Origin of the sequence: Streptomyces sp. NPDC002088 (assembly GCF_040296605.1) — a bacterium.
Lineage (GTDB): Bacteria > Actinomycetota > Actinomycetes > Streptomycetales > Streptomycetaceae > Streptomyces.
On record NZ_JBEOXO010000030.1, the window covers coordinates 33,553 to 58,735 of the forward strand.

Consider the following 25,183-nt stretch of genomic DNA (forward strand, 5'->3'; position numbering starts at 1 on the left):
GATCTTCAGTGAGAGAACCTCAGTCACTCCGGGGAAAAGGCCGTGAACGCGCCTTGATGACCCATGTCATCCGGTCCCGCTGCCAGGCTCCTGGAAAGCTGCCGTCCTGGGTCGCCGGCAGACCGATCTGCGGTGCGTACGCCTGCTAGGCGGTGAGGGTGGAGGCCGTTTGAAGGGCACGGATCTGGTGTCTGGGTTCTGCCACGGGGACCAGCGTGGACGCGGCGCCATCGAATTACGGGGGGGGAGGCGGCGGCAGCCGGACCGCAGCGGAGCCGACGGCCGGAATTGCCTGGCAGATCGGGGCGCGGGGCGATAGCATCCCCGCGATGACGACTCATTCTGTTGGCAGATTGGGGGTCCCGTCCGCGCAAGGTGAGTGCTGATGCTCACTCAGACCGCGTATGGGGATTCCCGCCTTTCCCTCTGGCTGCGCGTGCGCGAGTTCGCCGTGCCGCCCTCCATGATCGAGACTGCGACCACTCGCCGTTGTGCCGGCGACTGGTCAGGGGCGTGCGCCGCCGCGGGCATCGACGTCGACCTCAACCTGCGTTCCGTGGCGCGCACTCACGGGCAGGAACTCGCGGCCCAGGTCCGGGCCGATCTCCGACATCTGGCTCCCGACCTGTTGCGCTGGCACATGCCGAGGATCGCTCCTGACGGGCTGCTGCGCCCAGGCCTGACCGTCGCTCTGGCTCGGTACGACGCGGCGGGGCGTGACGGCGTATGTCCAGTGCACCTTGTGGCCCGCACTCCACCGGCATGGGCGGACGCCGGTCAGCGAATCAGCCTCGCGCTGTGGGACGGATCCCACTCCGAGCCCGGCGCCCACCGCCATCCACATCCCCATCCCAGCCGGCGGTTCCGCCTCGACCTGCACCGCCACCTGTGGGACGCGCGTAGGACCGATGAGCTGCGGATCCGGTCCGGGAACGGTCAACTTCCCCTCGACGGACCTCCTTTGACGGACCCCGATCCGCTGGGGACCGTGCCGCAGTGGCACCGCTGTGCCGTTGACCGGTGGGCGGCAGAGGCGGCGATCCTGCTCCACGCCGAGGGGCGGCCGCCCACCGGCACCGTCACCGTGCGGCTCGGGGCCCGACATCGGCTGGTGTTGAACCTTCTCGCGAACAGGGACGGCGTCGGGCCGCCCGCATTGCGGATCGCGACGGCCTCGACGGAGGACGGCGCCGCCGCGCTGCCGGTCCTGCCCGACGCGGCGACCTGGGTGCTGCCCGACCTGGAACTGATCCGCACCGGTTCGATCGAGGTCGATCGGCTGCACCCGCTGGTCGCCTCGGCACTGGTACCCGGTCATTCGCCGGTCCGTTCGTCCCGGATTCCGGACCGGGCAGGACAACCACGTCTCGTGGAGTGCCGGGGAGCGCAGCACCGGATCGGCCTGGTCGACGGGGTATTGGCCCCGCTGGACCACGACCCGGCCGAGATCCGGCGGGAGGAGCTGCTGGTCGCGCTGACCGGTACTCCGCTTCCCTGCCTGCAGGCGATCGACGAGGCGCACCGTCGACCGGACTGCCTCACGGGTGTCCGCGAACGACTGGACCACGGCGACATCGTCGGCGCACTGGCCGTCGTCGAGGGTCTGCTGGGCCCCGACGCACTGCTGCGCGACGGGCCGTTGCGGGACGAGCTGGAGGCGGCCGCGCAGCGGCGGATCACCTACGGGCTGTTCAGGGCGGGCCTGACCGGACCCGGCTGCGGACCTGCCCGCATCCGCCCCGGGGACCGTCCCCGCCCCCGAGACCGCCACGCACACCCGCGCCACGCGACCTTCCGCTGACCTGGAGACCTTCTCCTCCCCCTGACCCGGGGACCTTCTTTCCTCACACCCACTCACTCGGCTCACCACGAACCCAAAGGTGATCAAACATGCCTGCACACGCCCCGTTCGCTGCCCCCGACACCCCCTCCGCTGCGGCCACTGCCTCCCAACTCGACGTCGCCGGCGAGTTGCTGGCCCTGCTGCGCGACGCAACCACCGAACCCCGCCCCGACACCCAACTCGAGGCCCTGACGCTGGCCGTGGCCGCAGACCTGCCCGTGCTCCTGTGGGGTGAACCGGGGATCGGCAAGACCGCGGCCCTGACCCAGCTCGCCGCGGCCCTGGACCTCCCTCTGACCACAGTGATCGCCAGCGTGCACGAGCCGTCCGACTTCTCTGGGCTGCCCATCGTCGGAGACGATCCCGCGGAGCAGGGTGTCCCGATGGCCCCGCCGGACTGGGCGGTTCGCCTGGTGCGGGCCGGCCGGGGCCTGCTGTTCCTGGACGAGCTGTCCACCGCACCGCCGGCCGTTCAAGCCGCTCTGCTCCGGCTCGTGCTCGAGCGGCGGATCGGCGCCCTGCAACTGCCGCCCGGGGTGCGGATCGTGGCCGCCGCCAATCCGCGGTCCTCGGCGGCCGACGGCTGGGAGCTGAGCCCGCCGCTGGCCAACCGGTTCGTTCACCTTCAGTGGACCCACGACCACGAGGTCGTCGTACGCGGCCTCGGTGGGACCTGGCCCCGGGCCACCCTGCCGCGGCTCTCCCCTCAGAAGCTGTCGGAGGCGGTGGACTTCGCCCGCCGCACGGTGTGCGGGCTCCTCACCGCGCGTCCCAAACTCGTGCACCAACTGCCCAGCAACGAAACGCGCCGGGGCGGCCCCTGGCCGTCACCCCGAAGCTGGGAGATGACCCTGTGCCTGATCGCCTTCGCGACCGCGGCCGGCTCGTCCCGGGATGTGCTCTCCCTGCTGGTCCGGGGGACCGTGGGAGACGGTCCGGGGCTGGAACTGCTGGCCAGTCTGGACCGGATGGACCTCCCGGACCCCGAGGTACTGCTCGCCGACCCGGCGGGTGCCGACCTGCCCGAGCGGGGGGATCTGCGCCAGGCCGTGCTCGACGGCGTGGTGGCGGCGGTCCGCAACCGTCCGGAGAAGTCCCGCTGGGACGCGGCGTGGGCGCTCCTGGTGCGTGCGTTGGAGACGGGAGCGCCGGACCTGGTGGTCGTCCCCGCGACCACCCTCGCCACACTGCGCCGCGAGGACTGGGACGTACCGGCGTCGATCGAGAAGCTCGCCGGAGCGGTGTCCCTGTCCCGGCGGGCGGACCAGGCGGCGGCCCGGGCCGCGGTCGCTGTGAAGGCCGGCCGATGAGCCCGGACGCACCAGGGGCACTGGACCTCGACAAGCTCTTCGCCGCCCGACTGCACGCCGTCCGGGCCCGGCCCTACCTGGCGACCGCGCTGTTCGCCCTGCACACCGTCGAGTCGCGGCAGGTACCGACGATGGGCGTCGACCGGTACTGGCGGTGTTACGTCTCGCCCACGTTCGTGGACCGGATGACCGTGGAGGACCTGGCGGGCGTATGGGTGCACGAGGTGTCGCATCTGCTGCGCGACCACCACGGACGGAGCGACCGGGTTGCCCGGGAGCGCGGGCTGACCGGTCCCGGGGAGCGGCTGCGGATGAACATCGCCGCGGACTGCGAGATCAACGACGACGTCTACGGCGATGGGTTGGTCCGGCCCGAAGGCGCTGTGCGGCCGACGACCTTGGGGCTGCCCGAAGGGGAGCTCATGGAGGACTACCTGCGCCAGTTCCGGCTTGGGCTGCGCACACAGAACCTGGTCTGGCTGGACTGCGGCAGTGGCGCCGACGGACTGGAACGGGAATGGGAACTGGGACCGGACGGCGCGCACGGCCTCAGCGATCAGGAACGGGACGCGGTGCGGTTCCGGGTGGCGCAGGGCATCACCGCCCGTCCGGGGAACACCTCGAAAGGGTGGCAGCGGTGGGCGGACGAGGCGTTCCATCCGCCGCAGCCGTGGCGGGAGTTGCTGGGAGCGGCCGTCCGCTCGGCGACCTCCGGGCCGGGCGCGGGCGAGGACTACAGCTACGGCCGCCCGTCGCGGCGCTCGGCCGGGGTGCCCGGCATTGTTCTGCCGAGCCTCCGGCGCAGGCCGCCCCGGGTCTCCGTGATCATCGACACATCCGGGTCGGTCAGTGACGCCGAACTGGGCAGCGCGCTCCTCGAGGTTGCCGCGATCTCCCGAGCCGTGGGCGGACGTCGCGACCTGGTCACCGTGGTGCCGTGCGACGCGGCGGCCCGGATCGCTCACCCGCTGTGCCGTGCCGAGGGGATACCGCTGCTGGGCGGCGGCGGTACGGATCTGCGTACCGGCTTCGCCAAGGCGCTCCGAACACGGCCGCGCCCCGATGCCATCGTGGTTCTGACCGACGGGCAGACGCCCTGGCCGGCCACGCGACCACCGTGCCGGACGGTGGTGGGCCTGTTCCCTCGGCAGCAGGCAGCCGGGTCGTGGGACGAGGACGATCCCGACTACGTGCCGGACGCTCCGCCCGCTTGGGCACGTGTGGTCGACATCGGATGAGCTCTCGCTGTTCGGTGAGCCCCCGCAGGTGGCGTGACGTCTGCCGATCATCGGCTGGGGACGCCGCGACGACATCCGCCACCGACAGTTCCGTCGGCTACGGGCGGATGGTGTCGCAAGCGATCGGCAGATGGCGCGGGCCGCGAAGGACCGCGTTCTGCCGGTAGGGGGCGGGTCCTGTTCCCGTCGGAGAGACGGGCGACGCGTACGTGTCCCGCGGAGTCGCCCTCCAGAGCGGTCACCATGACGCCGCAGCGCAGATCGACGCCGTGTGCGCGGTGCAGCTCGGCCGCGACCTCGCCGACGACTCCGCCGAGCGCTCCCACCAGCGGCGCGGCGGCCCGTTCGGCCACGGTGACCGCGATGCCGCGTTCACGGCAGGCGGAGGCGATCTCCGAGCCGGTGAACCCGGCGCCGATGACGAGCACGCGGCGCGGGCCCTGCGCGAGCGAGCGCTCCAACGCGGCGGCGTCGTCACGGGTACGCAGGACGAACACCCCGTCGAGCCCCGCCTCGCTCTCCTGAGGCCACGGCCTGGCCCGTACACCGGTGGCGATGAGCAGCCGGTCGTACTCCACCTCGTCGCCGTCCGCCAGCCGAACCCGCCTGGCCGCCATGTCCAGGCCTGCGGCCGGGACCCCGAGGCGCCACTGCGCGTCGATCGCCCGGCGCCGGGGGAGGGCGGTGTGGTCGGCCGTCGCCTTGCCCAGCAAGACCTGCTTGGACAGCGGGGGCCGGTCGTAGGGCTCGTACGGCTCGTCGCCGATCATCGTGAGCGAGCCGGTGAACCGTTCCTAGGGACTGAGTGGGAGTGAGTCCTGTTGCCAGGACTCGTGCTCAGTCGCGTGCTCCGAACGGTGTTGGGCACGCTGGTCGCCCGCGTTCGCTCCGCTGCCGGGCGGCACGCATCTGGTGCGTGGTGCGTGGTGCGTGGTCCGGGGATGCGGGGGCGGGGTTCCTCACGCCTGCGGGTTCCCGGTTCGGCCTGGGCGGTCCGATGCCCCTGTTCATCGCTCTGGTGAGCAGGGGGCGGTGTCGTCCGTCGCCGGATCGGGTGTCCGAGGGCGCGTCGCCCGATCGCGATGCTGGCCGCATCGTGCCGGGAAACCTGTCGGTTGCTGGTGGTGAGGGGTTGCTGCCAGTGCTGGGCGCCCCACCGGGAGGTGTAGGCGGGGTCGACCGCGACGATGGTGATGTTCTGTTCGGCGGCCATCGCCACCAGCCGCGCCCTCAGCCGGGCGGTGGGGAAGCGGGAGATCAGACGCCGGAAGCGTTTGTTGCGGCCGTGCTTCTCCCGACACCGTCCGTCGGTGAAGTCCAGGTCCTCGATCGCGATCGCGGCCGCGCCGGTGGCGCGGGTGTGGTGCAGCAGCCGGGTCAGCGCGTGCCGGATCTGCGCATCCCGGTGCGTGGTGGAGCCGGTCAGGTCGTAGAAGTAGCGGCGGGGCTCGCCAACGGGGTTGCCGTGCGGGTCGAGCCGCCAGGCGGCGAGGTGGTCGTCGTTCATGTCGACGGCGACCACGCCCCGGGCCAGCGCCGCCTCCAAAGGCAGGACCGGGGCGGCGGGGGTGCGTTGCCAGGAGGCGGTCACGTACCAGCGGCCGCGCACCGGGTCGTGGTGGATGCGGTAGGCCACCGCCCGGTTGTTCGTGATCCGGTCCAGCCACTCCTCGCTCCGGTGCGTGAACTGCACGGTCGCGTCGAGCACGTACCGGCCGTGCGGGGCGTTGGCCAGATGCGCCAGGGCGGCGGGGAGTCTGATCGAGAGCTGTCCGGTGTCGGTGATACGGATCGTCTCGTTACCGAAGCGTTTGCCGGACTCCCCGTCCGCGGCCAGGAACATCCGCGCCGCCCGCCACCGCTCCCGCCAGCCCTGCTCGTCCAGCCCGGCCTGGTCGAGGTGGTGGCGCAGACGGGCGAGCTTCTTCCCGCCACGCACCACATGGACCCGGCCCGCCGCCCAGTCCGCCTCCACGCCCGCCAGCCGGGACTGGAGCGCGTGCAGGCGGCGGGACTTGGCATGCCACTCCGCCCGCGACCCGTACCCCCGCACCAGCCCCGCCCGCTTGTCCGCCTTCGCGCCCAGCGGACGCGCCAGCCGCGCCTCGATCGACGCGATCTGCCCCCGCAGCCACGCCAACTCCGCCGCCTGCCCCCGCCGGGCCAGCGCCCACTGGTCATGCGTGGCCTTGGTGATACTGCCCGCCCACCTGGCCGAACAGACCCCGGTCAGCTCCCGCTTCCGTACCGCCCACGCGGCGGCATCGTGCTCCAGGCCCTGCTGGGACCGCACCGCGAGATCACCCGCGGCCAGCGAGCCGAGGAACACTCCCACCTCGGCCAGCACCGCCGCATCCGACCCCGACACCCGCAGCCGGGCCCGGACCGCCACCCCCGCCGGGCCGGGCACCACGAACGACGCCGCCACCTCCCGCAGTCCACCCATCCCGTCACCCCCACCCAGCGCCGCACCATCCCGTCACCCCGCCCAACGAGCCCCGCCCGTAAAGGTCACGCATTCGACGGACACACTCCCGTTCCCACCGACCGGAAACCCGCCCGCATGCTCCGCCGCGGTACCAGTGCTCACCCATGCTCGCGAAAGCGCACTCCTGCATGGTCAAGCGGCAACAGTTCCGCACCCCTCCTCGCGCAGGGTCTCCGCGACCCGCAGCCCTGCCGGCGAGGCGCCGACCACGACGATGCGTCCTTCGCGTTTGAGCCACTCCAGCGATCCGTCACCGCTCACCGGTCGCCTCCTGGTCAGATCCGGGGGTGCCGTCCACGCCGTCCACGCCGTCCGCGCCTTCGAGGAGGATGGCCTGGACGGGGCAGGCGGCGACGGCTCGCGCCACTTCGTCGCGTCGCGCCTCCTCGGCCCGCGGGTTGTAGAGCAGGGACTCCTCGCCACGCATGGTGAAAACGTCCGGAGCGAGGAATGCGCACTGCGCGTATCCCTGGCAGCGGTTGAGATCGACGACACGCCTCACCGAGGATCAGCCTTTCCGCGGCCCCTGCTCGCCCCCGTCCCTTCAGCATGTGAGAGAGGGCGCGGAGCCGCCCGTCGAGGCGCCCGAGGGAATGACCGGCGAACTCACTCCGCGCCCCCGGCACGGGGCGGCTCCCGAAGACCGAGGCGGAGCAGGTGGACGCTGACGACCAGGGCCCAGACCGGGAAGACCAGTTCGGACCAGGGCACGCCGGAACCCAGGACGAGCAGGACCAGCCCCACCAGGTATCCGAAGAGGGCGAGCCCGCGTGGAAAGATACGGAGGCGGTGCCCGATGGTCGAGGCGGTGAAGGCGAACACGGCCGCCATCCGGAGCGCGTACGTCGTCATCATCGAGTACGCGAAGTAACGGCCGAACGTCGAGGGCCCCTCGTTCAGTACGGTGCCGGCCGCAGCCGCGGCTCCGAACAGGGTGGCGACGAACACCAGCCCGCTGCCCAGGAACACGGTGGCGACGAATCTGTCCTCGGCCTCCCCGATCTGGGCACGCACGGCACCCATGAACCACAAAAAGAAGATTCCCGCGAACGGGACGATCTCCAGGGCCACACGCACGGCCCACCCCTGGCCCGGGTTCACGGCAGCGCCGGCGGGGTTCCCCGAGGGGATGGCGATCCGGATCAGCACGATCGCCGTCGCGAGGAGTACCGCGAACACGGTCCCTGCCAGACCGGCGGCCCGCGGCGTCTGCAGCCGTTCGTTCTCCGGCTCCATGGACGCTCGCCTTCTTTCCGGTTCCCCTCTCGGTCCAGCAAGCAGGTCCTGGTACGCCCGCGCCACCGGGGACACCCGCGAGGGTGACAGGGTGGGCGGGCCGAGGCGTCCACGAGGGCACCCGCGCACCGGCCATCCGTGACAAATCGACGAGCCCGTACGCAACACCGTTGCACCTGACGGGCCTTACCCACTGGTGAGGGGCGCATTCGCCGTGTAGCGTCGTCGGCAGATGTCGTGGTTCGCCGTACGCGCCCGCACTGTCGTGCGGGCGTTTTGCTGTGCAGTGCCCGAGGACCAGGACGACCACCTCCGGGTCCGCGCGGTGCGGATCCGTCATCGAATGAGAGGCACCGGCATGGCCAGCGGAACCGTCAAGTGGTTCAACTCCGAAAAGGGCTTCGGCTTCATCGCTCAGGACGGGGGCGGTCCCGACGTCTTCGCGCACTACTCCAACATCAACGCCAGCGGCTTCCGCGAGCTCCAGGAAGGCCAGGCGGTGACCTTCGACATCACCCAGGGTCAGAAGGGCCCGCAGGCGGAGAACATCACCCCCGCCTGATCTGGCGACATGGCCGGCACGGTGTCCGCGCAGCGCTCGCTGCGCAGACACCGTGCCGGTTCGTCTCCGCCGCACGAGCGGAGTGTACGGAGTCGAACCAGCCGATGAAGTCGGCGACGAGGCCGGCGAACTCGTCCGGTGTGGACAGGCGGATGCCGAGATCTTCGGCCTTGGCGCGCTTGGATCCGGCGCCGTCTCCGGCGACGACCAGCGTGGTCTTCTTCGAGACGCCGGAAGAGGAGCGGCCGCCGGCGCGTTCGATGAGCTCGTTCATCTGGTTGCGGCTGAGCTTTTCCAACGGCCCTGTCATGGCGCCGGTGACCACCACGGTCATCCCTGTAAGCGGCCCGTCGTGCGGCGCTCCACCCATGCCGCTGTCGATGCCGGGGGCCGGAGGAGGCGTCGCGCCGGGCTCGGTCATGTTCACCCCGGCCGCCACGAGCTTGTCGATGAGCGCGGCCAGTTCGGCGAGCTCGGCGACGATGGCCGGGGCCTTCTCGGTACCGATGCCCTCGACCTGCTGCATCGCCGCGGCGTCGGCGGCCCGGATGCCGTCCATGGTGGCGAAGTGCCTGGCGATCCGCCGCGACATGGAGCGGCCCGTCCCGCGTACCCCGAGCGCGCACAGCACCCTGGACAGCGGTCGGCCCTTGGCGGCGCTGATCGCGGCGAGCAGGTTGTCGGTGCTGGTGGCACCCATCCGGTCCAGCCCGAGGAGCTGCTCGCGGGTGAGGGTGAACAGGTCGGCAAGATCGGTGACCAGACCCGCGTCGACGAGCTGGACGACGCGGGTGGAGCCGAGGCCTTCGATGTCGAGCTGGTCGCGGCCGGCGGCGTACGACAGGGAGGCGACCAGGTGGCAGTTGCGGCCCTGCTCACAGCGCCAGCGTTCCTGGCCGGCGTCGATGCCGGAACCGCAGCGCGGGCACACCTCGGGGAACACGATCGGTTGCTCGTCGCCGGTGCGCAGGTGGGCCACCGGGGCCTCGATGCGGGGTATGACGTCGCCGGCCCGGTGGACCATGACGTGGTCGCCCAGGCGCAGGTCGCGGCGGGTGATGTCGGCCGGGTTGTGCAGGGTGGCGTAGGTGATGGTGGACCCCTCGATCTCCACCGGCTCGAGCACGCCGCGCGGGGCGATGATGCCGGTCCGGCCGACGTTCCACTCCACCTCCAGCAGCCGGGTCATCTTCTCCACGGCGGGCAGCTTGTAGGCGATCGCCCACCGTGGCGCCCGCGAACCGGATCCGGCGGCCTGCTGATCGGCGGCCAGGTCCGCCTTGATGACGATTCCGTCGATCCCGAACGGCAACTGAGCTCGCAGCGCCGCGATCTCCTTCACCCGGGCCAGCACCTGCTCAGCAGCGTCGACGACCACACCGGGCACCAGGGTCGCAGCGGTGGTGTGCACCCCGAGTTCGGCCGTCCGGGCCATCAGATCGCTGTGCGAGAGCTCGCCCAGCGGTCCGGCGAGAGCGGGGGCGGTGTCGGGCCGGGCCAGCAGTCCGTAGCCGAAGAACGTCATCGGCACCGTGTAGGCGCGCTCCTTCGCCCGTAGCGTGCCCGCCGCCGCGTTGCGGGGGTTGGCGAACGGTTGCCCGCCGTGCGCGGTACGCACCTCGTTGGCGTGCTCGAACTGGGTGCCCGTCATGAGGACTTCGCCGCGCACCTCGACCGTGACCGGCTCGGCCAGCACTGCCGGCAGGCCCTCGATGGTGCCGATCGCGTGCGAGACGTCCTCCCCGGCCGTCCCGTCCCCACGGGTGATCAGTCGTGTGAGGCGCCCGGCGGTGTAGCGGGCGGCGATGGCGAGACCGTCCAGTTTCGGCTCCACGCTGAACCGGGTGACCTCGTGGCCGAGGCGTCGGCCCAGGGACGCCGCCCAGGCCGTGAACTCCTCGGCGGAGAACACGTTGTCCAGGCTGAGCATCGCGACCGTGTGCGGGACATCGCCCTCGACCGCGCCGCCGGCGACCTTCCCCGTCGGCGAGTCGGGCAGCACCTGATCCGGGTGCCCGGCCTCCCACTCGGCGATCCCGCGCACCAGCCGGTCGTAGGCGTCGTCGTCCAACGACGAGGTGCCGCCCGCGTAGTACGCGGCCGCAGCCTCTACGGCGTCCTCGACCGCCTGCTCATAGGCGCCGGCATCCATGATCACTGCAGCAGGTGTTGTCATGACCGGCATCTTGCCGCCACCCACTGACAACGGGCCTTCGCGCGCGCCCGCTGGTTCGCGGTGTGCCGGGGCCCAGCGAAGTGCGCGGCGACATCCGCGGACTGTGCTTCCCGGAGGCCGGCCCCCGGTTCACGTACCGGCGGATGCCGCGTCATGGCGCTGGTCGGCGCGGCGGATCTCGCCCATGTGTTCCTCCACCCACGCGGCGGACCGCGGCGAGGGGGCCGTCGAGCGGGAGCCCCGGCGGGGTGAGCCGGCCGTGCACCCGCGGCGGCACGGCGGGTTCCACCCGGCCTGGCCGCCTCCGCCAGCACCTTGATCGCCGTCGAAGTCCACTTGGTCCCGATGCGGTCGAGCCGGCTACGACACCAGGGTTCTCGCCGTCGACGCCGTCGGCTCGCGGTCCCCGCCCGGCGATCGGCGCCCACCCGGTCGGCCGGGCGCTGCAGAACCAACGCATGCCCCTGACTGACGGCTTGGAGGGCCACGTAGTCGAAGACTGCGGCCACATCATCCCCCCTGCACCGCCTACGAGCTCTGCTCGCGCTGCCGAGTCCCTACCTGGACCGGGACGGCGCCTGAGTCCGGTGGGGCGGGGCCGGGGCACACCGCCCCGGCCCCGCCCTATGCGGTAGTCCACTGCTCCGCAGAGCGCCGGCGCTGCCGTCATGTGCGGTAGCCGAGGACGGTCATCATCCCGGACTCGGAGTGGTACTGATTGTGGCAGTGGAGCATCCACAGGCCCGGATTGTCGGCGTAGAAGTCCACCACCAGTTTGTGGTGCGGCAGCACGTACGCGGTGTCCTTACGGGCCCCGGCCGCGTCGAGGCCGGTCATGGCGAAGGTGTGGCCGTGCAGGTGCATCGGGTGCCACATATCGGTGGAGTTGATGAGGGTCAGCCGGACCCGTTCGCCCTGGCGGATCGGATGGCGCTGCTCCAGGGAATAGGACCGGTGGTCGAAGCCCCAGTCGAAGTTCTTCATGCCGCCGGTCATTCTGATGCGGATCTCGCGGTCCGGATCGAGGTCGGCCAGGGCCACCGAATCATGCGGCTGGAGCCGTCTGGCCGGCACGAGCCGCCCGTCGAGCTCCTTGGGGTGGACGGAGGGCTTGGGCAGGGTCTTGCCCTTGTCGGTGCGCAGCACTGCCAGCGCCCTGGCCTTCTTGCCCTCGGCCAGCGCGACCAGCGGGAACACGCCGTCCTTGGCGGTGACAAGCACGTCGTACCGTTCGGCCATGCCCAGCAGCAGCGCGTCCGTCTGCTCGTGCTGCACGGGATAGCCGTCGGTGTGCGTCACCGTCATTTCGTGGCCGCCCAGCGCCACCCGGAAGGCCGTGTCGCCGCCGGCGTTGATGATCCGCAGCCGGATACGGTCCCCGGGGCGGGCCCGGAAAACCGATGGGGCCTGCGGAAGACGGCCGTTGACCAGGAAGTACGGGTAGGCGACGTTGCCGCCCTCGCTGCGCAGCAGGCTGCTGTGGGAGCCGTGCAGCACGCGGGAGGGCCCGGCGGGCTTGGCGTGGTCGGCCTGGCTGTGCGCAGTGCCCTCGCCCATGTCCATGTCCATCGCCGCGCTCTTGCCCTTGTGCAGCTGTGCGAGCACATCGTCCGGGGTGGAGCCGTCCACCCCGTCCACCCAGTCGTCCAGGATGACGACCCACTCCTTGTCGTAGGACAACGGCTCCTTGGGGTCCTCCACGATGAATGGGGCGTACAGACCGCGGTCGAGCTGCATGCCCGAGTGTGAGTGCAGCCAGTACGTGCCCGGGTGCGTCACGGCGAAGCGGTAGTTGAAGTCCGCGCCGGGGGCGATGGAGTTCTGGGTCAGGCTGGGCACGCCGTCCATGTCGCAGCGCATGCGCACACCGTGCGAGTGCAGCGTCGTCGTCACGGCCAGGTGGTTGGCGAGGGTGAGGTCGAGGATGTCGCCCGCGGTGATGCGGACCTCCTTACCGGGCAGCGAGTCGCCGTACGCCCATGACCTGACGGTACGCCCGCCCAGGTCCAGGGACGTCTCGGTGGCGGTGAGCTTGAACCGGCGGACGGGCCCGGACCCGCGTCTCTTCTCGACGGCGACGACCTCGGGCCCGGACGGGTCCACATAACCCTTCGGTCCCTTGGGGACGAAACCTCTGCCTCCGTGGCCGGCTCCCGAGTGGGGACCGGATGCCGAGGGTGAGTCGGACCCGGAACAGGCGGCCAGGATTCCCGAGCCTGCCGCTACGGCCGAGACACCGAGCAGGGCGCGCCGCGTATAAGTCTGCATGAACGTATAACACACGTTTTGTAGTGATTTACGCGAGAACTGGGAGCGGCGCGTCCGATGAATCGCGCGTCCGGCGCCTCGTGTACGTCGGACGGGTAAGGTGACGAACCGTTGCCGAACCCGTTGGGACGCCGCTTGCGCGCATGCTGACGGAGCCGTTTCGATCGTGCAGGCAAGAAGGGGGCGCCGGATGCCGCAGCCAGAGGACAAGCTCCTGGAGGAAGCCCTCGGTCGCATCGCTGGGCAAGGCCGTCTCGGTGCGAAGTTCGCCTCCAGGTTCCTCAAGGACGACATCTGCGAGTTCGACCATGAACTGCCGCTGGCTCTCGACCATGCCCTTGAACGCGTCCGGGCGGTGCTCGCCGAGCTGACCCACGGCGCGAACCCGGAGCTGCTCGGAGCCGGCCCGAGCCGGTAACCAGCACGATGCCGATGCCCGGTCTCGGCGATGGGGCCGGGGGCGGGGTCGGCATGGGGCTGGGCCAACTCATGCCCCGGCGTCGCGGGAAGGTGATCCGGGTTCCGGGTGGCGCCGTGTCCAGAAGGGAGTGTCCCAGCGTTGTTCGATTCCGTAGCAGACGGTTCGCGCCTGAAGGTACTCGCTGTGGACTGCTGCGACCCGTTCGGCGTATCGCTGGAGTGACAGGGCAGCGCCGTCCGCGTCCGCGCGGACGGCGTCGGCCGCTGAGATGCCGGTGGCCAGGGCCGTGGTGATGCCCCGCGCTGCGATGGGGTCGGTGGCCAGGGCCGCGTCGCCGACCGCGGCCCATCCCGGCCCGGCCGCGGGGCAGGCACGGGAGGTCGAGGCCCGCGCGATCCGCAGGTCGAAGGAACGGGGCGCCGCACGAAGGCGCAGGCGGGCTTTGACATGCGTGGTCGCCATGAGCTCCCGCCACCAGGTCTCCGGTCGGTGCAGTGCGTACCCCGCGGCTACGTCGGCATCGGTCACCGCCATGACCAGGGTCGTTCCGCCGGGCAGCGGTGCGGTGTACCACCAGCCCAGTGGCACGGACTCGACGAGCGATGTCCGCGGTACGTCCCCGTGTGCGGCGCCCGGCGGCAGGCGCGCCGCGAGTGCGACCAGCCGGTCGTCGCGCCGGACCTGCGCGCCGACGCGCCTGGCGACGCCCGCACTCGCGCCGGTGGCGTCGATGACGTAGCGGGCGAGGACGGTCTCGCCGCCGAGCGTGATTCGCCAGTGTCCGGTACGACGCTCCACCGAGCGGATCCGGCCACGTCGTTGCCGGGCCCCCGCTTCGCGGGCCGCATCGAGCAGCTCGCTGTCGAAGCGGAGACGGTCGAGATGCCATCCGGGGCCGAGAGGGTCGAGGAGGACGTCGGTGCCGGTGAGCACGCTTCCGCCCCAGGCCGACTCGTTCCCGAAACACGGAGTGTGCGGCCCGGCGGTCACCCGGTTCAGCACGCCGAGGCCTTCGAGCAGGGACCCGGCCTGCGCCGAGAGGCTCTCGCCGGGCTTCCACTTCTGGCTGCGACCGGGGTCGGCGACAACGACCGTGGCGCCCTGGCGCCGAAGGGCGAGGGCGGCCGACGCTCCCGCCGGTCCGCCTCCCGCGATCAGCACGTCGCAGGTCTGCGACCGGGCGCAAGGGAGCATCAGTGGACTGCGCCCATTCCGTGGACCGTCGGCAGGCTGACGCCTCCGGCTCCCGCCATGGCGCCGTCGGGCGGCACCAGCGCGGAGAGCAGGACCCGGCTCTGTGGCGGCGTGAGGTCCGGTAGTGGGCAGCCGGCGCCGATCCACTCGACGGTGATCTCACGGCCGGTTCGGGTCGTACCGGGCACCACCGCGTCGAAGGCCCTGCCCATGGCGTTCGTGGGAGCGATCAGGTCGGTGACGAAGGGGCTTTCCTCGGGGCGGCCGGGCTGCACGAGCCGGTTGTCCGGGTGCGCGATCGCCGCGAGCAGCGAGCCGGTCGGCTGGGTGAACCACCAGGCCACCGCCCCCGTCCGGGTACGGCTGGGATCGGCGGGCTCGGGGCCGGTGATGACGGCGTTGGTGTGAGCGGGATTGCCCGCCTGGCGCGCACGGAGGAAGTCGACCAACCGGGTCATCGCCTCCAGTGGGGTCAACTCCGGTTGCGCGGGAGGCGCGGTGAGTGACCGTGTCCACTGCCGCCACAGCTCCAGTTCGGGGTCGGTGAAGACCTTGTACATGGGGCCGGTGAAGGTGGTCAACTCGAAGAAGGGGCTGTTTTCCGGATCGCCGGGCTTGATGAGTCCGGAGTCCTGGAGTTCCTGGAGCAGACCGGAGGGGTCGAGGAACCAGTCGTTCACTCTGGTCCCGCCGAGCATCTTCGCTCCGTGGTTGCGCGAGGCGAACGGCGCCTTGCGGGCGATCAGGTCGGTCAGCCGCGCCTCTGGGGTGGGCGGGTTGAAGAGGAGCTCTGCCAGGTCGTTGCCGAGCGTTCCGGTGTTGGCGAAGGCCACGTAGCCGTTCCAGATCCGTTGCCACTGCTGCTGTACGGCTGTGTCGCCGCCCTCGTTGTAGATCTCCTCCAGGTACTGGACGATCGCGTCGCGTGCCTTGGCTCCGTGCCCTTCCGCCGCGTTGTCGATGCCGATGTGCATCGTGAAGAACTGCGGATCGATGCCGTGGTACTCCATCAGCTTCACCGTCGGCTTCAGCGCCAGCACTTCCCATTCCAGGTTCAGCGTCATACCGAGCAGCTCGGGGAGGAACTCCTGGGAGTGCTGGGAGATGGCCAGTTCGAACGCGGCGACGGTGTAGGCCGAGTCGAGCATCTCGGGCAGCATGGCGAACGCGTAGGAGTCGACCGGCGGCAGGTACACGCCCACGCTGTGCAACAGGTCCGAGTAGAGGTTGGCGTGGTTCAACGCCGGGTTTCCGTTGCCCATCTCGTCGATCCAGATGGCGAACAGCAACGCGTGGACCTCGTTGGTCGGCCCGGCCTGGGTGACGTTCCGCAGCCAGGCACCGTCGAGCAGATTGAACGGCGCGAGCTGACGGAGCCGCTCGATGACGCTCTTCCGGCTGAACCGGGCCAGGCCGTCGTCGGGTTGTTCCGCGTCCATCGCGAGACCGGCGTAGATGAGTTCCAGACGTGACTCGAGCGCCTCACGCGAATACCGGAACGGGCGCAGCGTCAGGGGGAACATCGCATTGTTGAGCTGCTCGGACCGAGCACGGTCCAGCACGGCCTGTGCATAGGTCTTGGCGGCTTTGGCCTGTTCGGGGAAACGCTCCGGGTGCTGGAGCACGTAGAACCACTCGCGGTCGCTGAGCCCTACCTGTTCGGCCCGCTCCGTTTCGACCAGCACCGTCTCGCCCGCCGTGCCGGCGCGCGCGACCACGAAGCCCAGGGTGCTCCACTTGTCGACCAGGTCGTTGTCGCCGGAGTGGTCGCGGGCCCTCTGCCAGAGGCGGTGGACCCGCGCGTCGTACTCGTCGTCGCTTTCGCCCGGCAGTCGGTCCAGCTCCGGCTTGTACACCACCTGGAGGCCGACGCCGCGTGCCCAGGGCTGCCGCTGCACATCATGCTCCGGCAGTTCCCCGGCGGCCGTTGCCGCCGACTGGATCAGACGCTGGTACTCCTTCTCGGGCAGGACGTCGTCGGGGCGCTGGGCCGGCCACCAGTGCGTGTTGCACTCGTAGAAGTCGGCCTGCCACGGCAGGGCCATGTACTTGGTGACGTCTCCGGGCGCCAGCCCCTCGCGCAGCCGGAAGGGGCCCGACCACGTCGTGGGCTCGTCGGCGATGAACGTCATCTCGATTCCGGGGAAGAACGGTCCCCCGACACACGCCTCCAGCGCGGCCCGGACCAGCGCGTGCGGCTGCTCGGCCAAGGGCAGATCGGCCAGCTGTACGGGTGCGGGACCGCTCGTTCCGTCGGCGGCGAAGTCCCCCGCGGCCCAGCGGCGCATCCGGTCGTACTGCCTTGGAAGAAGCGTCATCCACCTGCGCGGATTGCCCTCGATCGGGTCGCCGCCATCGCCCGCGAGCTGGGGCATGAACGTGTAGTTGGCCTGGGTCACGTCCTGGGCCTCAGGGGTGCGCAGCCGGGTGAACACGTCGTTGCGCAACGACGCGTCCTCGGGGGCGTTCGAGGCGAGGCGCGCCAGGCGGTCCTCGTCGAGGAAGTCGCCCCGAGCGCCTTTGCCATGTCCCCGCAGGGCGTTGCCGTTCACCCACCGGTAGCCGCAGATGCGTTCGAGCAGCGGTTGGATGTCGCGGCTGAAGGACACCTCTTCCGCCGCCGGGAGCCAGTTGGCCCCTTCGGCGACCTCACGGGCGACGTCATAGAGCGTCACCAGGTTGGTGACGTCAGGGGCGAAGTCCGGCGGCGCGACGATCACCCACGCGGGCGTGACGGGGATGGCGCGTCCACCACCGACGGTCACGGTCGCCGTGACCGGCCCGTCCGAGGTGTCGTCGAACCAGTAGTCGTTGTTCGCGTAGTGCACGAGGGGGTTGTGCCGCTTCACGGACTCCGAGCGGCCGAATCCGCCCAGTACGAGGAGCCGTCCCGCCTCGTCCGTCCGCAGCTCGCCCAGTGTGACGGGCGTCCCGAGGAACGTCCCGGTGTCGAACCGGGGGCCGGAGCCGTCCGTGCTCGGCCCGCCGACACTGCGGGGCCCGGGACTGATGACCAGACCGGCGCGTGCCTGCGGGTCGGCCGGGTCGATCTTCACGTTGCGCCGGTTGGCGGGCAGGTCGGACTGGTTGAAACGGCCGTTGAACTTGAACCAGTCCGCCTTCGCGTTCGCGAGCTCGACCGTCCACCGGACCTCCGCCTCCGCCGCGGTCACCTCGCCGAGCACGTTGTGGTCCTTGTCGTACGCGTAGAGGCGAAAGCGCGCCGCCTGGCGCTTGACGCGTCCTTCGGAGTCCTTGAATCCGCTTGCCGGGTGAACGGCGACGCCCGGAGCCTCGGGTCCCACGAAGAATTTGTCAGGGCTGTTCCCGACACGCGCGACACCGAGCGTCGGATGGATTTCGCAGTACGCGATGTCATCGATGTTCACGTTCAGAGCAGGTACCACGCACACCGGAATCCGACACCCGCATGGGACAGCGGCAGCGGGCTTTCACGCCGATGGAAGGGCAATCGGGTTAGTTGCGCGTCATGGAGAGGCACATTCCTCGACGTCGTCGTGGGGCAACGCTTTGAGCCTGATCGTGCGGTCCTGGCTTGTCGCGTGGGCGGTGGTCTGGCGACTGGTTCGGTAGCGGCCCGGGGTCGTTCCGATGATGTCGGTGAAGGCTGCGATGAAGCTGCTGGGGTTGGCCCATCCGCAGGCGTAGGCGGTTTGGGTGGTGTCGTGGCCGTCGGCGAGGAGCACGAGCGCGTGGTGGATGCGTAGCTGCGTGCGCCACTCATAGAAGGTCATGCCGAGTTCGTTGCGGAACAGTCGGCTGAGGGTGCGGGTGCTGGCTCCGATCGTCTTCCCGAGTTCGGCCAGCGTGGCGTTGTCTGCCGGCTTCTCGTACAGCATCCGGGCAATGGCTTGCAGTCGGTCGTCCCGTGGCTCCGGCAGGTGCAGTGGCTGTTCGTGTGCTTCGCGGAGTTCATCGACGAGGACTCGAAGGAGGCGAGAGCGCGCGGAGCGGCTGTAGTCGGGCGCGGCGTCGTCGTAGTTGCGGGGGCCGGTCAGGGCGAGCAGGACCTCGCGGGCGAGGTCGGAGGCCAGGAACACGGCGGGATGGTCTGGTATGAGCCGGGCGAGGGATGGCGCGAGAAAGACGATCCGCATATCGGTGTCGCCGTGGGCGCGGTGGTAGTGCGTGAACCCGGCGGGGGTCCAGGCGACCCGGTTGGCGGGAACGATCGACGTGCCGCGCTCGGTGTGAACTGCCAAGACGCCGCTGGCTGCGTATACCAGGTGTCCCCGTGCGTGCGACTGCACTGCGCTTGTTTCGCCGGATGGCCAGAGGTGGCGCCCGCCAGAGGGCCACACATGTGACGTCACACCGGCGATTCGGCGAGGTTGGCGGTGAACAGGCATCAGTTGGCATCGTAGCGGTAGCAAGCCACACCTTGATTTGGTGACACTTCCTCCATGCGGAGTGGTCTTCAGTCGCGCAGAGCGCCCGACCGAACCACATGTCATCGAGGCAGCGTGCTTCGACGCCGCGGCTTGAGGGAGAAGGGGAAACGCATGGCGACGTTCGTTCTTGTGCCCGGCGGCTGGAAGGGCTCCTGGTCGTTCGAGGCGGTGGTTCCGCTGTTGGAGCGTGCTGGTCATACCGTTCACGCCCTGACCCTGACCGGTCTGCGGGCGGACGACGACAATGCGACCGTCGCGACCGCCAACCTCGACACGCACGCCGACGACGTATTGCGGCTCCTCGACCGCGCCCACATCACCGGCGCGACACTGGTCGGCCACAGCTACGGCGGAATGGTGATCGCCGCCGCTGCCGATCGCGCTGACGGCCGGATCTCACGACTGGTGCATCTCGACGCCTGTGTACCGCGCGATGGCGAGTCGTGGTGGTCGTCAATGAACGAGCACTTCCGGGAAGTGTGCGCCGCCGGCGCCGCGACCACCGGCTACGCCGTCCGACCGCCGGACGGCGGCGATCCCCGCCGCCGCCCCCATCCCCTCGCCTCGTTCCTGCAAACGATCCGGCTCGCAGGCACGCTCGCCCAGGTCCCCCGTCGGGAGTTCGTCTACTGCTCGGGATGGGAAGACCGGACGCCGTTCGCTGAACTCCGCACCCGACTCCAAGCCGATCCCGAGTGGCAGGTCCACGACCTCCCAACCGGCCACGACGCAATGCATGAGGCCCCGGAGGCGGTCGCTGCACTACTGCTCGGCGAATGCATCGCGGATGCGTCGGCGCACAGACGACAGGCTTGCCATTGAGGGCCGCACAAGCCCAGTTCATCCGGCCTCCGATCATTCATGCCGTCGTCTGGGGCCACGGCGTCCCCGGGGGCCACTTACTCCGCGCGCATGGCTGAGATCGGGAGGCCGCGTAGGGGTGTAGAGGACCCATCGGGAAGACCTCGACGTGCTTGACGCTACCTACGACCGTCCCGAGCGCGGCGCGGCGTGGTTGCCAACTTGCTTTGCGGTACGCAAGGTTGGCGACATGGCGATGGGGCAGTGGCGGCGCGGGGACGTCGTCCTCGGGCTGTACGAAGTGCTCGACGTCCTGGAGGGCGGCGGAATGGGGCTGGTGTACCGGGTCCGCCACCGTTCCTGGAGTACGGACCTCGCGGTGAAGGTGCCGCGCCCTGAACTGGTGGCCACGTCTGCGGGTGGCAGCGGGTTCGAGCGTGAGGCGGGCACGTGGGTCGGCCTGGGCCCGCATCCGAACGTCGTCGCGTGCCTGTACGTACGCCGGGTCGAGGACGTGCCCTGCGTGTTCGCCGAGTGGGTGGGCGGGGGCTCGCTGGCGGAGCTGGTCCGGGACAAGCGGCTGTACGTCCGCAACGACGGGGACCGCAACGACGGGGACCGCAACGACGGGGACCGCAACAACGGGCACCGCGATGACGGGCACCGCGACGGCGAAGACCGCGACGGTCGCACTGCCCGGGTACTGGACCTCGCGGTGCAGATCGCCTGGGGTATCGACCACGCGCACCGGCAGGGACTGATTCACCAGGACGTCAAACCGGCGAACATCATGGTGGACGTCGACGCGGACTGGACGGCGAAGGTCACCGACTTCGGGCTGGCCGGTGCGCGCGCGGCTGCGGGGGAGAGTTCGGTCGCGCCGCCGGAGGGGAGTCTGCTGGCCAGCTACGGCGGCATGACCCCGGCGTACTGCTCGCCGGAGCAGGCGGACGCGGTGTCCGGCGCGCGCGTCGCGCTCACACGCGCCACCGATGTCTGGTCGTGGGCGCTGTGCGTGCTGGAGATGTTCGTCGGCGGGCCGCCGTGCCGGTTCGGGCAGTCGGCACCCGAGGTCTTCGACGTCTTCCTGAAGTGGGGGCAGCCGGCGCCGGGCGCCCCCGAGGTGCCGCCGGCGCTGGCCGACCTGCTGTGGCGGTGCTTCGAGGTCGACCCGGTCCGGCGCCCGCAGCGACTGGACGAGGTGGCCGCGGCCGTGGCGCAGATCTACACCGACGTCGTCGGGACGCCGTATCCGCGTGTGGCTCCGCAGGCCGCGGGCCTGCTCGCCGACGGCCTGTCCAACCAGGCGCTGTCGCTGCTCGACCTGGACCGAGTGGAGGAGGCGGAGGCCCTGTGGCGCGATGCCAGGGACATCGACCCGCATCACCTGCCCACCGTCTACAACCAGGCCCTGCACCGCTGGCGGCAGGCCTCGCTCTCGGACGAGGACATCGTCTCGGAGCTGCGGACGGCGAAGGCTCTGCAGGGCGGGCCCACCCTGGATGCGGATCGTCTGCTCGGTCTGGTGCAGGTCGAGCGGGGGTACGACGATGCGGCCCGCGCCCTGCTCGCGGACGCGACGGACGGCCCGGAAGTGCGGTCCGCACGGGAGGAGTTGGCCCGCCGCGGCCCCTTCCGTGAACCGCAGCGGCTTGAGGGCCACGGGGGTGCGGTCCGGGCCGTCGCCGTCAGCGCCGACGGCGAGGTGGCGCTGACCGGCGGTGCGGACGGTCGCGTCCGGGTGTGGGAACCGGCTGCGCACCGCTGCCGGTACGAGCTGCCGCGCGAGGCGCCCGAAGCGCCCGAGGCACGTGGAGCCTTGGACGCCGAAGCGCCGGGTACCGACCATGCCCCCGTCCCGGTGGTCGCCGTCGCGATCTCCCCCGACGGGCGTACGGGGCTTGCGGGGCACAGGTACGGACCCGTCGAACTGTGGGACCTGACGAGCGGCACGCTGCTGGGCAGGCTCGGCGATCACGGGCCGGAAGTGACCTCGGTCGCGTTGAACGGTTCCGGCGGCGCCGCCGTGGCGTACGCGACCGGCCGGGTGGATGTATGGGACGCGCGGGGCGGCCGGTTGCTGCGGACGCTGGAGCACCCGCCGTCGTCGTACCAGAAGCTGGACCCCGCGACCAGGCGGGTGCTGCCCGAGATCCACCACCGGCCCGCCAAGGTGCCCGTCCTCGCCCTCAGCGAGGACGGGGGAGTGGCGGTCTCGGCGGCACCGGACGACGGCAGCGTGGTCGCCTGGGACGTGGCCGGCGCCCGGCCGCTGCACCGGCTGGTCAAGTCCGCGGACATGCACAACACGGGCATCGACCGGGTGGCGCTGAGCCCCGACGGCCGGTACGCCCTGCTGACCGGCTTCCAGACGGACGCGGCGCGCATCTGGGAGTGCGCGACCGACCGGATCCGTGCCACCGTGCCCGACCAGATCGGCAACTACGTCCGGGTGGCGCTGAATGGCGACGCCACGGTCGCCGCCTCGATCCCCAAGGACGGCAGCGAGCAGCCGCTGCGCATCTGGGAGCTGCGTTCCGGCCGCTGCCTGCGCACGATCGGCACCCGGCTCCTGCCCGACCCCATGCCGGGCTTCACCGCGCCGCTGCCCCTGACCTGTGTGGCCCTCAGCGGCGACGCGCGGGTCGCCGTCCTCGGTGACCAGTACGGCGGCATCCAGATCCATCACCTGCCTCCAGGCGGGTTTCGTGCCGCATGGCACTACGCACAGCCCCGCACCGCGGCCGCCCTCGCCCAGCGCGAGACGGAGGTCGAGCGCATCGTCGAGCGGGCCGAGGCGCTGGCGGACCAGGGCAACGCCGTGGCGGCCGCCGAGCAACTACGGGCGGCACGCGCCGTCCCCGGCTTCGAGCGCCATCCCGGACTGCGCCGACTGTGGGAGGAGGTGGGCCGAGCGGCCGGCAGACGCACCGATCTGCTGAGCATCTGGCAGCGCTACGACCTCAGCGGCCGCCAGGCCCTCGGCCAGCAGGCCACTCTCGCCCTCACCCCCGACGGTGAACTGGCCGTGATCCCAGGTGCCTTCGGCCGCGTCCGGGTGTGGGAACTGCAGACGGGGCAGCACCTGCACACCTTTCCGGAACGGGTGGCCAACACCCACACCGTGCTGGTCGCCGAGGACGGTCGCCTCGCCGTCACCGCGGACTGGGAGGGGACCGCACACCTGTGGGACCTCGAAAGCGGCACCAGACGCTGCCAGTTGTACGGCGACAACGGCTCGGTGAAGGCGATCGCCATGGACCGGGCCGGCCGGCACGCGCTGGTGGGGGACGAGGACGGGGCCCTGTGCCTGTGGCGCCTGCGCCCGGCCGACCGCGGCCGCACGATGGTGGCGCACGAGGGCCCGGTAGCCCTCGTACGGCTGACTCACGACGCACGGTACGCCGTGTCAGCCGGTCTGCAGGACCGCACCGGCCGGCTGTGGGACACACGCAACGGGCGCCCGCTGCTCACGATCCCCCTCGAACTCGGCAATCCGGAGCTGCGGTTCGCCCCGGACGGCGGACGGCTGTTCGTCAGCACCGGCCTGCGGCTGTCCGCGTGGGACGTACGCTCCCGCCGACTGCTGTACGAGCGCGAGGTGTACCCCGAAGGGTTCGCCCTGAGTGCCGATGGGCGTGTCGCCGCGACGTGCGGCATCGGCACGGTGGAGGTGTGGGAGACGCAGACCGGCCGGACCGTGTGCGAACTGCCCGCGAGGGCCTCCGTGTTCGACGTGAGCGCGGACGGGCGCCACGTCGTCACGGCCGCCGACCGCGCGCTGCATGTGTGGGACGTGCGGACGGGGCAGCGCGCGCATACCCTGGAGGGCCATCCCGCCTCCGTCTGTCTGCTGATGTTCGGCACCGACGGCCGCAACCTGGTGTCGGCCGACTACCGGCCGGGCATCCGGCTGTGGGAACTCGACTACGACTACGACTTCACGCCCGAGGGGGCCGACGACCGGTGACAACGCGGGTGACCGTCTCGGTGCACACCGGCACAGGAGTTCAGGACTACGTCTTCGCCGAGCCGACGACCTGCGAGGTGGGCCGGTCCGACGCCTGCGCCATCCGCGTCCCCGACCGGCACCGCAGCGTGTCCCGGCGGCACTGCCGACTGGACGTCGACCCGCCGCGGCTGCTGGTGCGGGACCTGGGCAGCAGCTACGGCACGCACGTCAACGACGACCGGCTGGGCCGGCTCACCGAGCGGCCCCTGGCAGACGGCGACGAGATCCGCATCGGTGACGTACGGCTGCGGATCACCGTGACGCAGGCGCCGCGGCCCGAACCTCACGCGGACCCTGACGCACAGGCCTCCTCCGTGCCGTCGGACATCCCCGGCTACGAACTCGTTCGCGAACTGGGCCGCGGCTCTCAGGGAGTCGTCCACCTGGCACGCCGGCTGGAGACGGGCGAGCTGGTCGCGGTCAAAGAGGTGCCGGCCACCCGGCGGGCCGATGACAACGCCCGCTTCGCCTTCCGGCGCGAGCTCGAGAACGTCCGGGCACTGCGCCACCCGAACATCGTCGAGTTCCGTGGCAGCGGCGACGACCACGGCACCTTCTACTTCGCCGCCGAGTACTGTCCCGGCGGCAACCTCGAACGGCTGGCCGAGCAGCACGGCGGGAGGGTGCCCGTGGCCGGGGCACTGTCCGTCGTCCGGCAGGTCCTGGCGGGTCTCGCGCACGCCCACCGGGCCGTGCTGCCCGCCCCGCGACAGCCCGACGACGCGATGACCCCGGCGCGTGGGCTGGTGCACCGCGACGTGAAGCCGGCCAACATCCTGCTGGCGGGGACGGGGTCCGACGGCCACCCCGTGGTCAAGCTCGCCGACTTCGGGCTGGCCAAGGCGTTCGAGCGCGCGGGTCTGTCCGGCCACACCCGGACCGGAGCGCTGGGCGGGACGATCCCGTTCACGGCGCGGACGCAGCTGGTCGGCTACAAGTACGCCGGGCCCGAGGTGGACGTGTGGGCGACCGCGGCCTGCTTGTACTGGATGCTCACCGGAGCCACACCGCGCGACTTCCCGCCGAACAAGGACCCGATCGCGGTCACGCTCCGCGAACCCGTGACACGGATCAGGGACCGCGAGCCGTCGATCCCGTCGCGGCTGGCGAACGTGATCGACGAGGCGCTGGTCGACACCCCCGACATCACGATCCGCACGGCGGACGAACTGGCCCTGGCGCTGCGGGACGTCACCTGAGCTGGCGGTAGCGGCCGACGGCG

The 25,183-nt window shown here is 71.0% G+C and carries 17 protein-coding genes and 2 pseudogenes; 8 read left to right on the plus strand and 11 right to left on the minus strand.

The annotated features are described in order from the left end of the window. Window positions 1-385 precede the first annotated feature (385 nt). The 3 genes from ABT114_RS41525 to ABT114_RS41535 all read left to right on the plus strand — a co-directional run bounded on the left by ABT114_RS41525 (window position 386) and on the right by ABT114_RS41535 (window position 4,391). Window positions 386-1,801 (plus strand): hypothetical protein, encoded by a 1,416-nt coding sequence (locus ABT114_RS41525; protein WP_351149821.1) that lies wholly within the window; start codon window positions 386-388, stop codon window positions 1,799-1,801. An 89-nt stretch (window positions 1,802-1,890) separates the two neighbouring features. Next, window positions 1,891-3,153 carry an AAA family ATPase gene (locus ABT114_RS41530; RefSeq protein WP_351149824.1) on the plus strand — a complete coding sequence of 421 codons (1,263 nt, stop codon included), beginning with the start codon at window positions 1,891-1,893 and terminating at the stop codon, window positions 3,151-3,153. Beyond that, window positions 3,150-4,391, plus strand: a complete 1,242-nt coding sequence (locus ABT114_RS41535; protein ID WP_351149827.1) for a vWA domain-containing protein — start codon at window positions 3,150-3,152, stop codon at window positions 4,389-4,391. The genes ABT114_RS41530 and ABT114_RS41535 overlap by 4 nt, the downstream gene beginning before the upstream one ends. A 182-nt stretch (window positions 4,392-4,573) precedes the next feature. Here the strand turns inward: ABT114_RS41535 and ABT114_RS41540 are convergent. The 5 genes and pseudogenes from ABT114_RS41540 to ABT114_RS41560 form a co-directional block, all read right to left on the minus strand. After that, window positions 4,574-5,185: pseudogene (locus ABT114_RS41540) on the minus strand (FAD-dependent oxidoreductase); the annotation flags it as partial. Then, window positions 5,158-6,837: an IS200/IS605 family accessory protein TnpB-related protein gene (locus ABT114_RS41545; RefSeq protein WP_351149830.1), complete on the minus strand. Its 1,680-nt coding sequence runs from the start codon at window positions 6,835-6,837 to the stop codon at window positions 5,158-5,160. The pseudogene ABT114_RS41540 and the gene ABT114_RS41545, both read right to left, overlap by 28 nt. 174 nt (window positions 6,838-7,011) lie before the next feature. Continuing rightward, window positions 7,012-7,140 (minus strand): hypothetical protein, encoded by a 129-nt coding sequence (locus ABT114_RS41550; RefSeq protein ID WP_351149986.1) that lies wholly within the window; start codon window positions 7,138-7,140, stop codon window positions 7,012-7,014. Continuing rightward, window positions 7,130-7,381, minus strand: coding sequence for a ferredoxin (locus ABT114_RS41555; RefSeq protein ID WP_351149833.1), 252 nt, complete (start codon window positions 7,379-7,381; stop codon window positions 7,130-7,132). Before ABT114_RS41555 ends, ABT114_RS41550 begins: the two co-directional genes overlap by 11 nt. A gap of 104 nt (window positions 7,382-7,485) precedes the next feature. Further along, window positions 7,486-8,115 carry a hypothetical protein gene (locus ABT114_RS41560; RefSeq protein ID WP_351149836.1) on the minus strand — a complete coding sequence of 210 codons (630 nt, stop codon included), beginning with the start codon at window positions 8,113-8,115 and terminating at the stop codon, window positions 7,486-7,488. Between the two features lie 358 nt (window positions 8,116-8,473). Here ABT114_RS41560 and ABT114_RS41565 point away from each other — a divergent pair, with 358 nt between their 5' ends. Then, a complete protein-coding gene (locus ABT114_RS41565; protein WP_059190954.1) occupies window positions 8,474-8,677 on the plus strand; it encodes a cold-shock protein in 204 nt (67 codons plus the stop codon). On the opposite strand, the gene ligA is transcribed toward ABT114_RS41565, so the two are convergent. From ligA to ABT114_RS41580, 3 genes and pseudogenes are all read right to left on the minus strand, one after another. Further along, the gene (gene ligA / locus ABT114_RS41570) at window positions 8,664-10,853 is read right to left on the minus strand and encodes an NAD-dependent DNA ligase LigA (RefSeq protein WP_351149840.1); all 2,190 of its coding nucleotides are present in this window, start codon (window positions 10,851-10,853) and stop codon (window positions 8,664-8,666) included. The two genes, ABT114_RS41565 and ligA, sit on opposite strands and share 14 nt — an antisense overlap. A 129-nt stretch (window positions 10,854-10,982) precedes the next feature. Then, window positions 10,983-11,281, minus strand: a pseudogene (locus tag ABT114_RS41575) (hypothetical protein). A 238-nt stretch (window positions 11,282-11,519) separates the two neighbouring features. Further along, window positions 11,520-13,121, minus strand: coding sequence for a multicopper oxidase family protein (locus ABT114_RS41580; RefSeq protein ID WP_351149843.1), 1,602 nt, complete (start codon window positions 13,119-13,121; stop codon window positions 11,520-11,522). 190 nt (window positions 13,122-13,311) lie between these two features. On the opposite strand from ABT114_RS41580, the gene ABT114_RS41585 reads away from it, so the two are divergent. Further along, window positions 13,312-13,539 carry a hypothetical protein gene (locus tag ABT114_RS41585; protein WP_351149846.1) on the plus strand — a complete coding sequence of 76 codons (228 nt, stop codon included), beginning with the start codon at window positions 13,312-13,314 and terminating at the stop codon, window positions 13,537-13,539. A 69-nt stretch (window positions 13,540-13,608) separates the two neighbouring features. Here ABT114_RS41585 and ABT114_RS41590 read toward each other — a convergent pair whose 3' ends face one another. The 3 genes from ABT114_RS41590 to ABT114_RS41600 all read right to left on the minus strand — a co-directional run bounded on the left by ABT114_RS41590 (window position 13,609) and on the right by ABT114_RS41600 (window position 19,007). Beyond that, window positions 13,609-14,703, minus strand: a complete 1,095-nt coding sequence (locus tag ABT114_RS41590; protein ID WP_351149849.1) for an NAD(P)/FAD-dependent oxidoreductase — start codon at window positions 14,701-14,703, stop codon at window positions 13,609-13,611. Between the two features lie 32 nt (window positions 14,704-14,735). Continuing rightward, a complete protein-coding gene (locus tag ABT114_RS41595) occupies window positions 14,736-18,149 on the minus strand; it encodes a LodA/GoxA family CTQ-dependent oxidase (RefSeq protein WP_351149852.1) in 3,414 nt (1,137 codons plus the stop codon). A gap of 75 nt (window positions 18,150-18,224) precedes the next feature. After that, on the minus strand, window positions 18,225-19,007 hold the full coding sequence (locus ABT114_RS41600) for an AraC family transcriptional regulator (protein WP_502988487.1): 783 nt from the start codon (window positions 19,005-19,007) through the stop codon (window positions 18,225-18,227). A 252-nt stretch (window positions 19,008-19,259) separates the two neighbouring features. Here ABT114_RS41600 and ABT114_RS41605 point away from each other — a divergent pair, with 252 nt between their 5' ends. The 3 genes from ABT114_RS41605 to ABT114_RS41615 all read left to right on the plus strand — a co-directional run bounded on the left by ABT114_RS41605 (window position 19,260) and on the right by ABT114_RS41615 (window position 25,160). Further along, the gene (locus ABT114_RS41605; protein ID WP_351149858.1) at window positions 19,260-19,970 is read left to right on the plus strand and encodes an alpha/beta fold hydrolase; all 711 of its coding nucleotides are present in this window, start codon (window positions 19,260-19,262) and stop codon (window positions 19,968-19,970) included. 229 nt (window positions 19,971-20,199) lie between these two features. After that, the gene (locus tag ABT114_RS41610) at window positions 20,200-23,919 is read left to right on the plus strand and encodes a WD40 repeat domain-containing serine/threonine protein kinase (RefSeq protein WP_351149860.1); all 3,720 of its coding nucleotides are present in this window, start codon (window positions 20,200-20,202) and stop codon (window positions 23,917-23,919) included. Beyond that, the gene (locus ABT114_RS41615) at window positions 23,916-25,160 is read left to right on the plus strand and encodes a protein kinase domain-containing protein (RefSeq protein ID WP_351149863.1); all 1,245 of its coding nucleotides are present in this window, start codon (window positions 23,916-23,918) and stop codon (window positions 25,158-25,160) included. Before ABT114_RS41610 ends, ABT114_RS41615 begins: the two co-directional genes overlap by 4 nt. The last annotated feature ends 23 nt before the right edge of the window (window positions 25,161-25,183 follow it).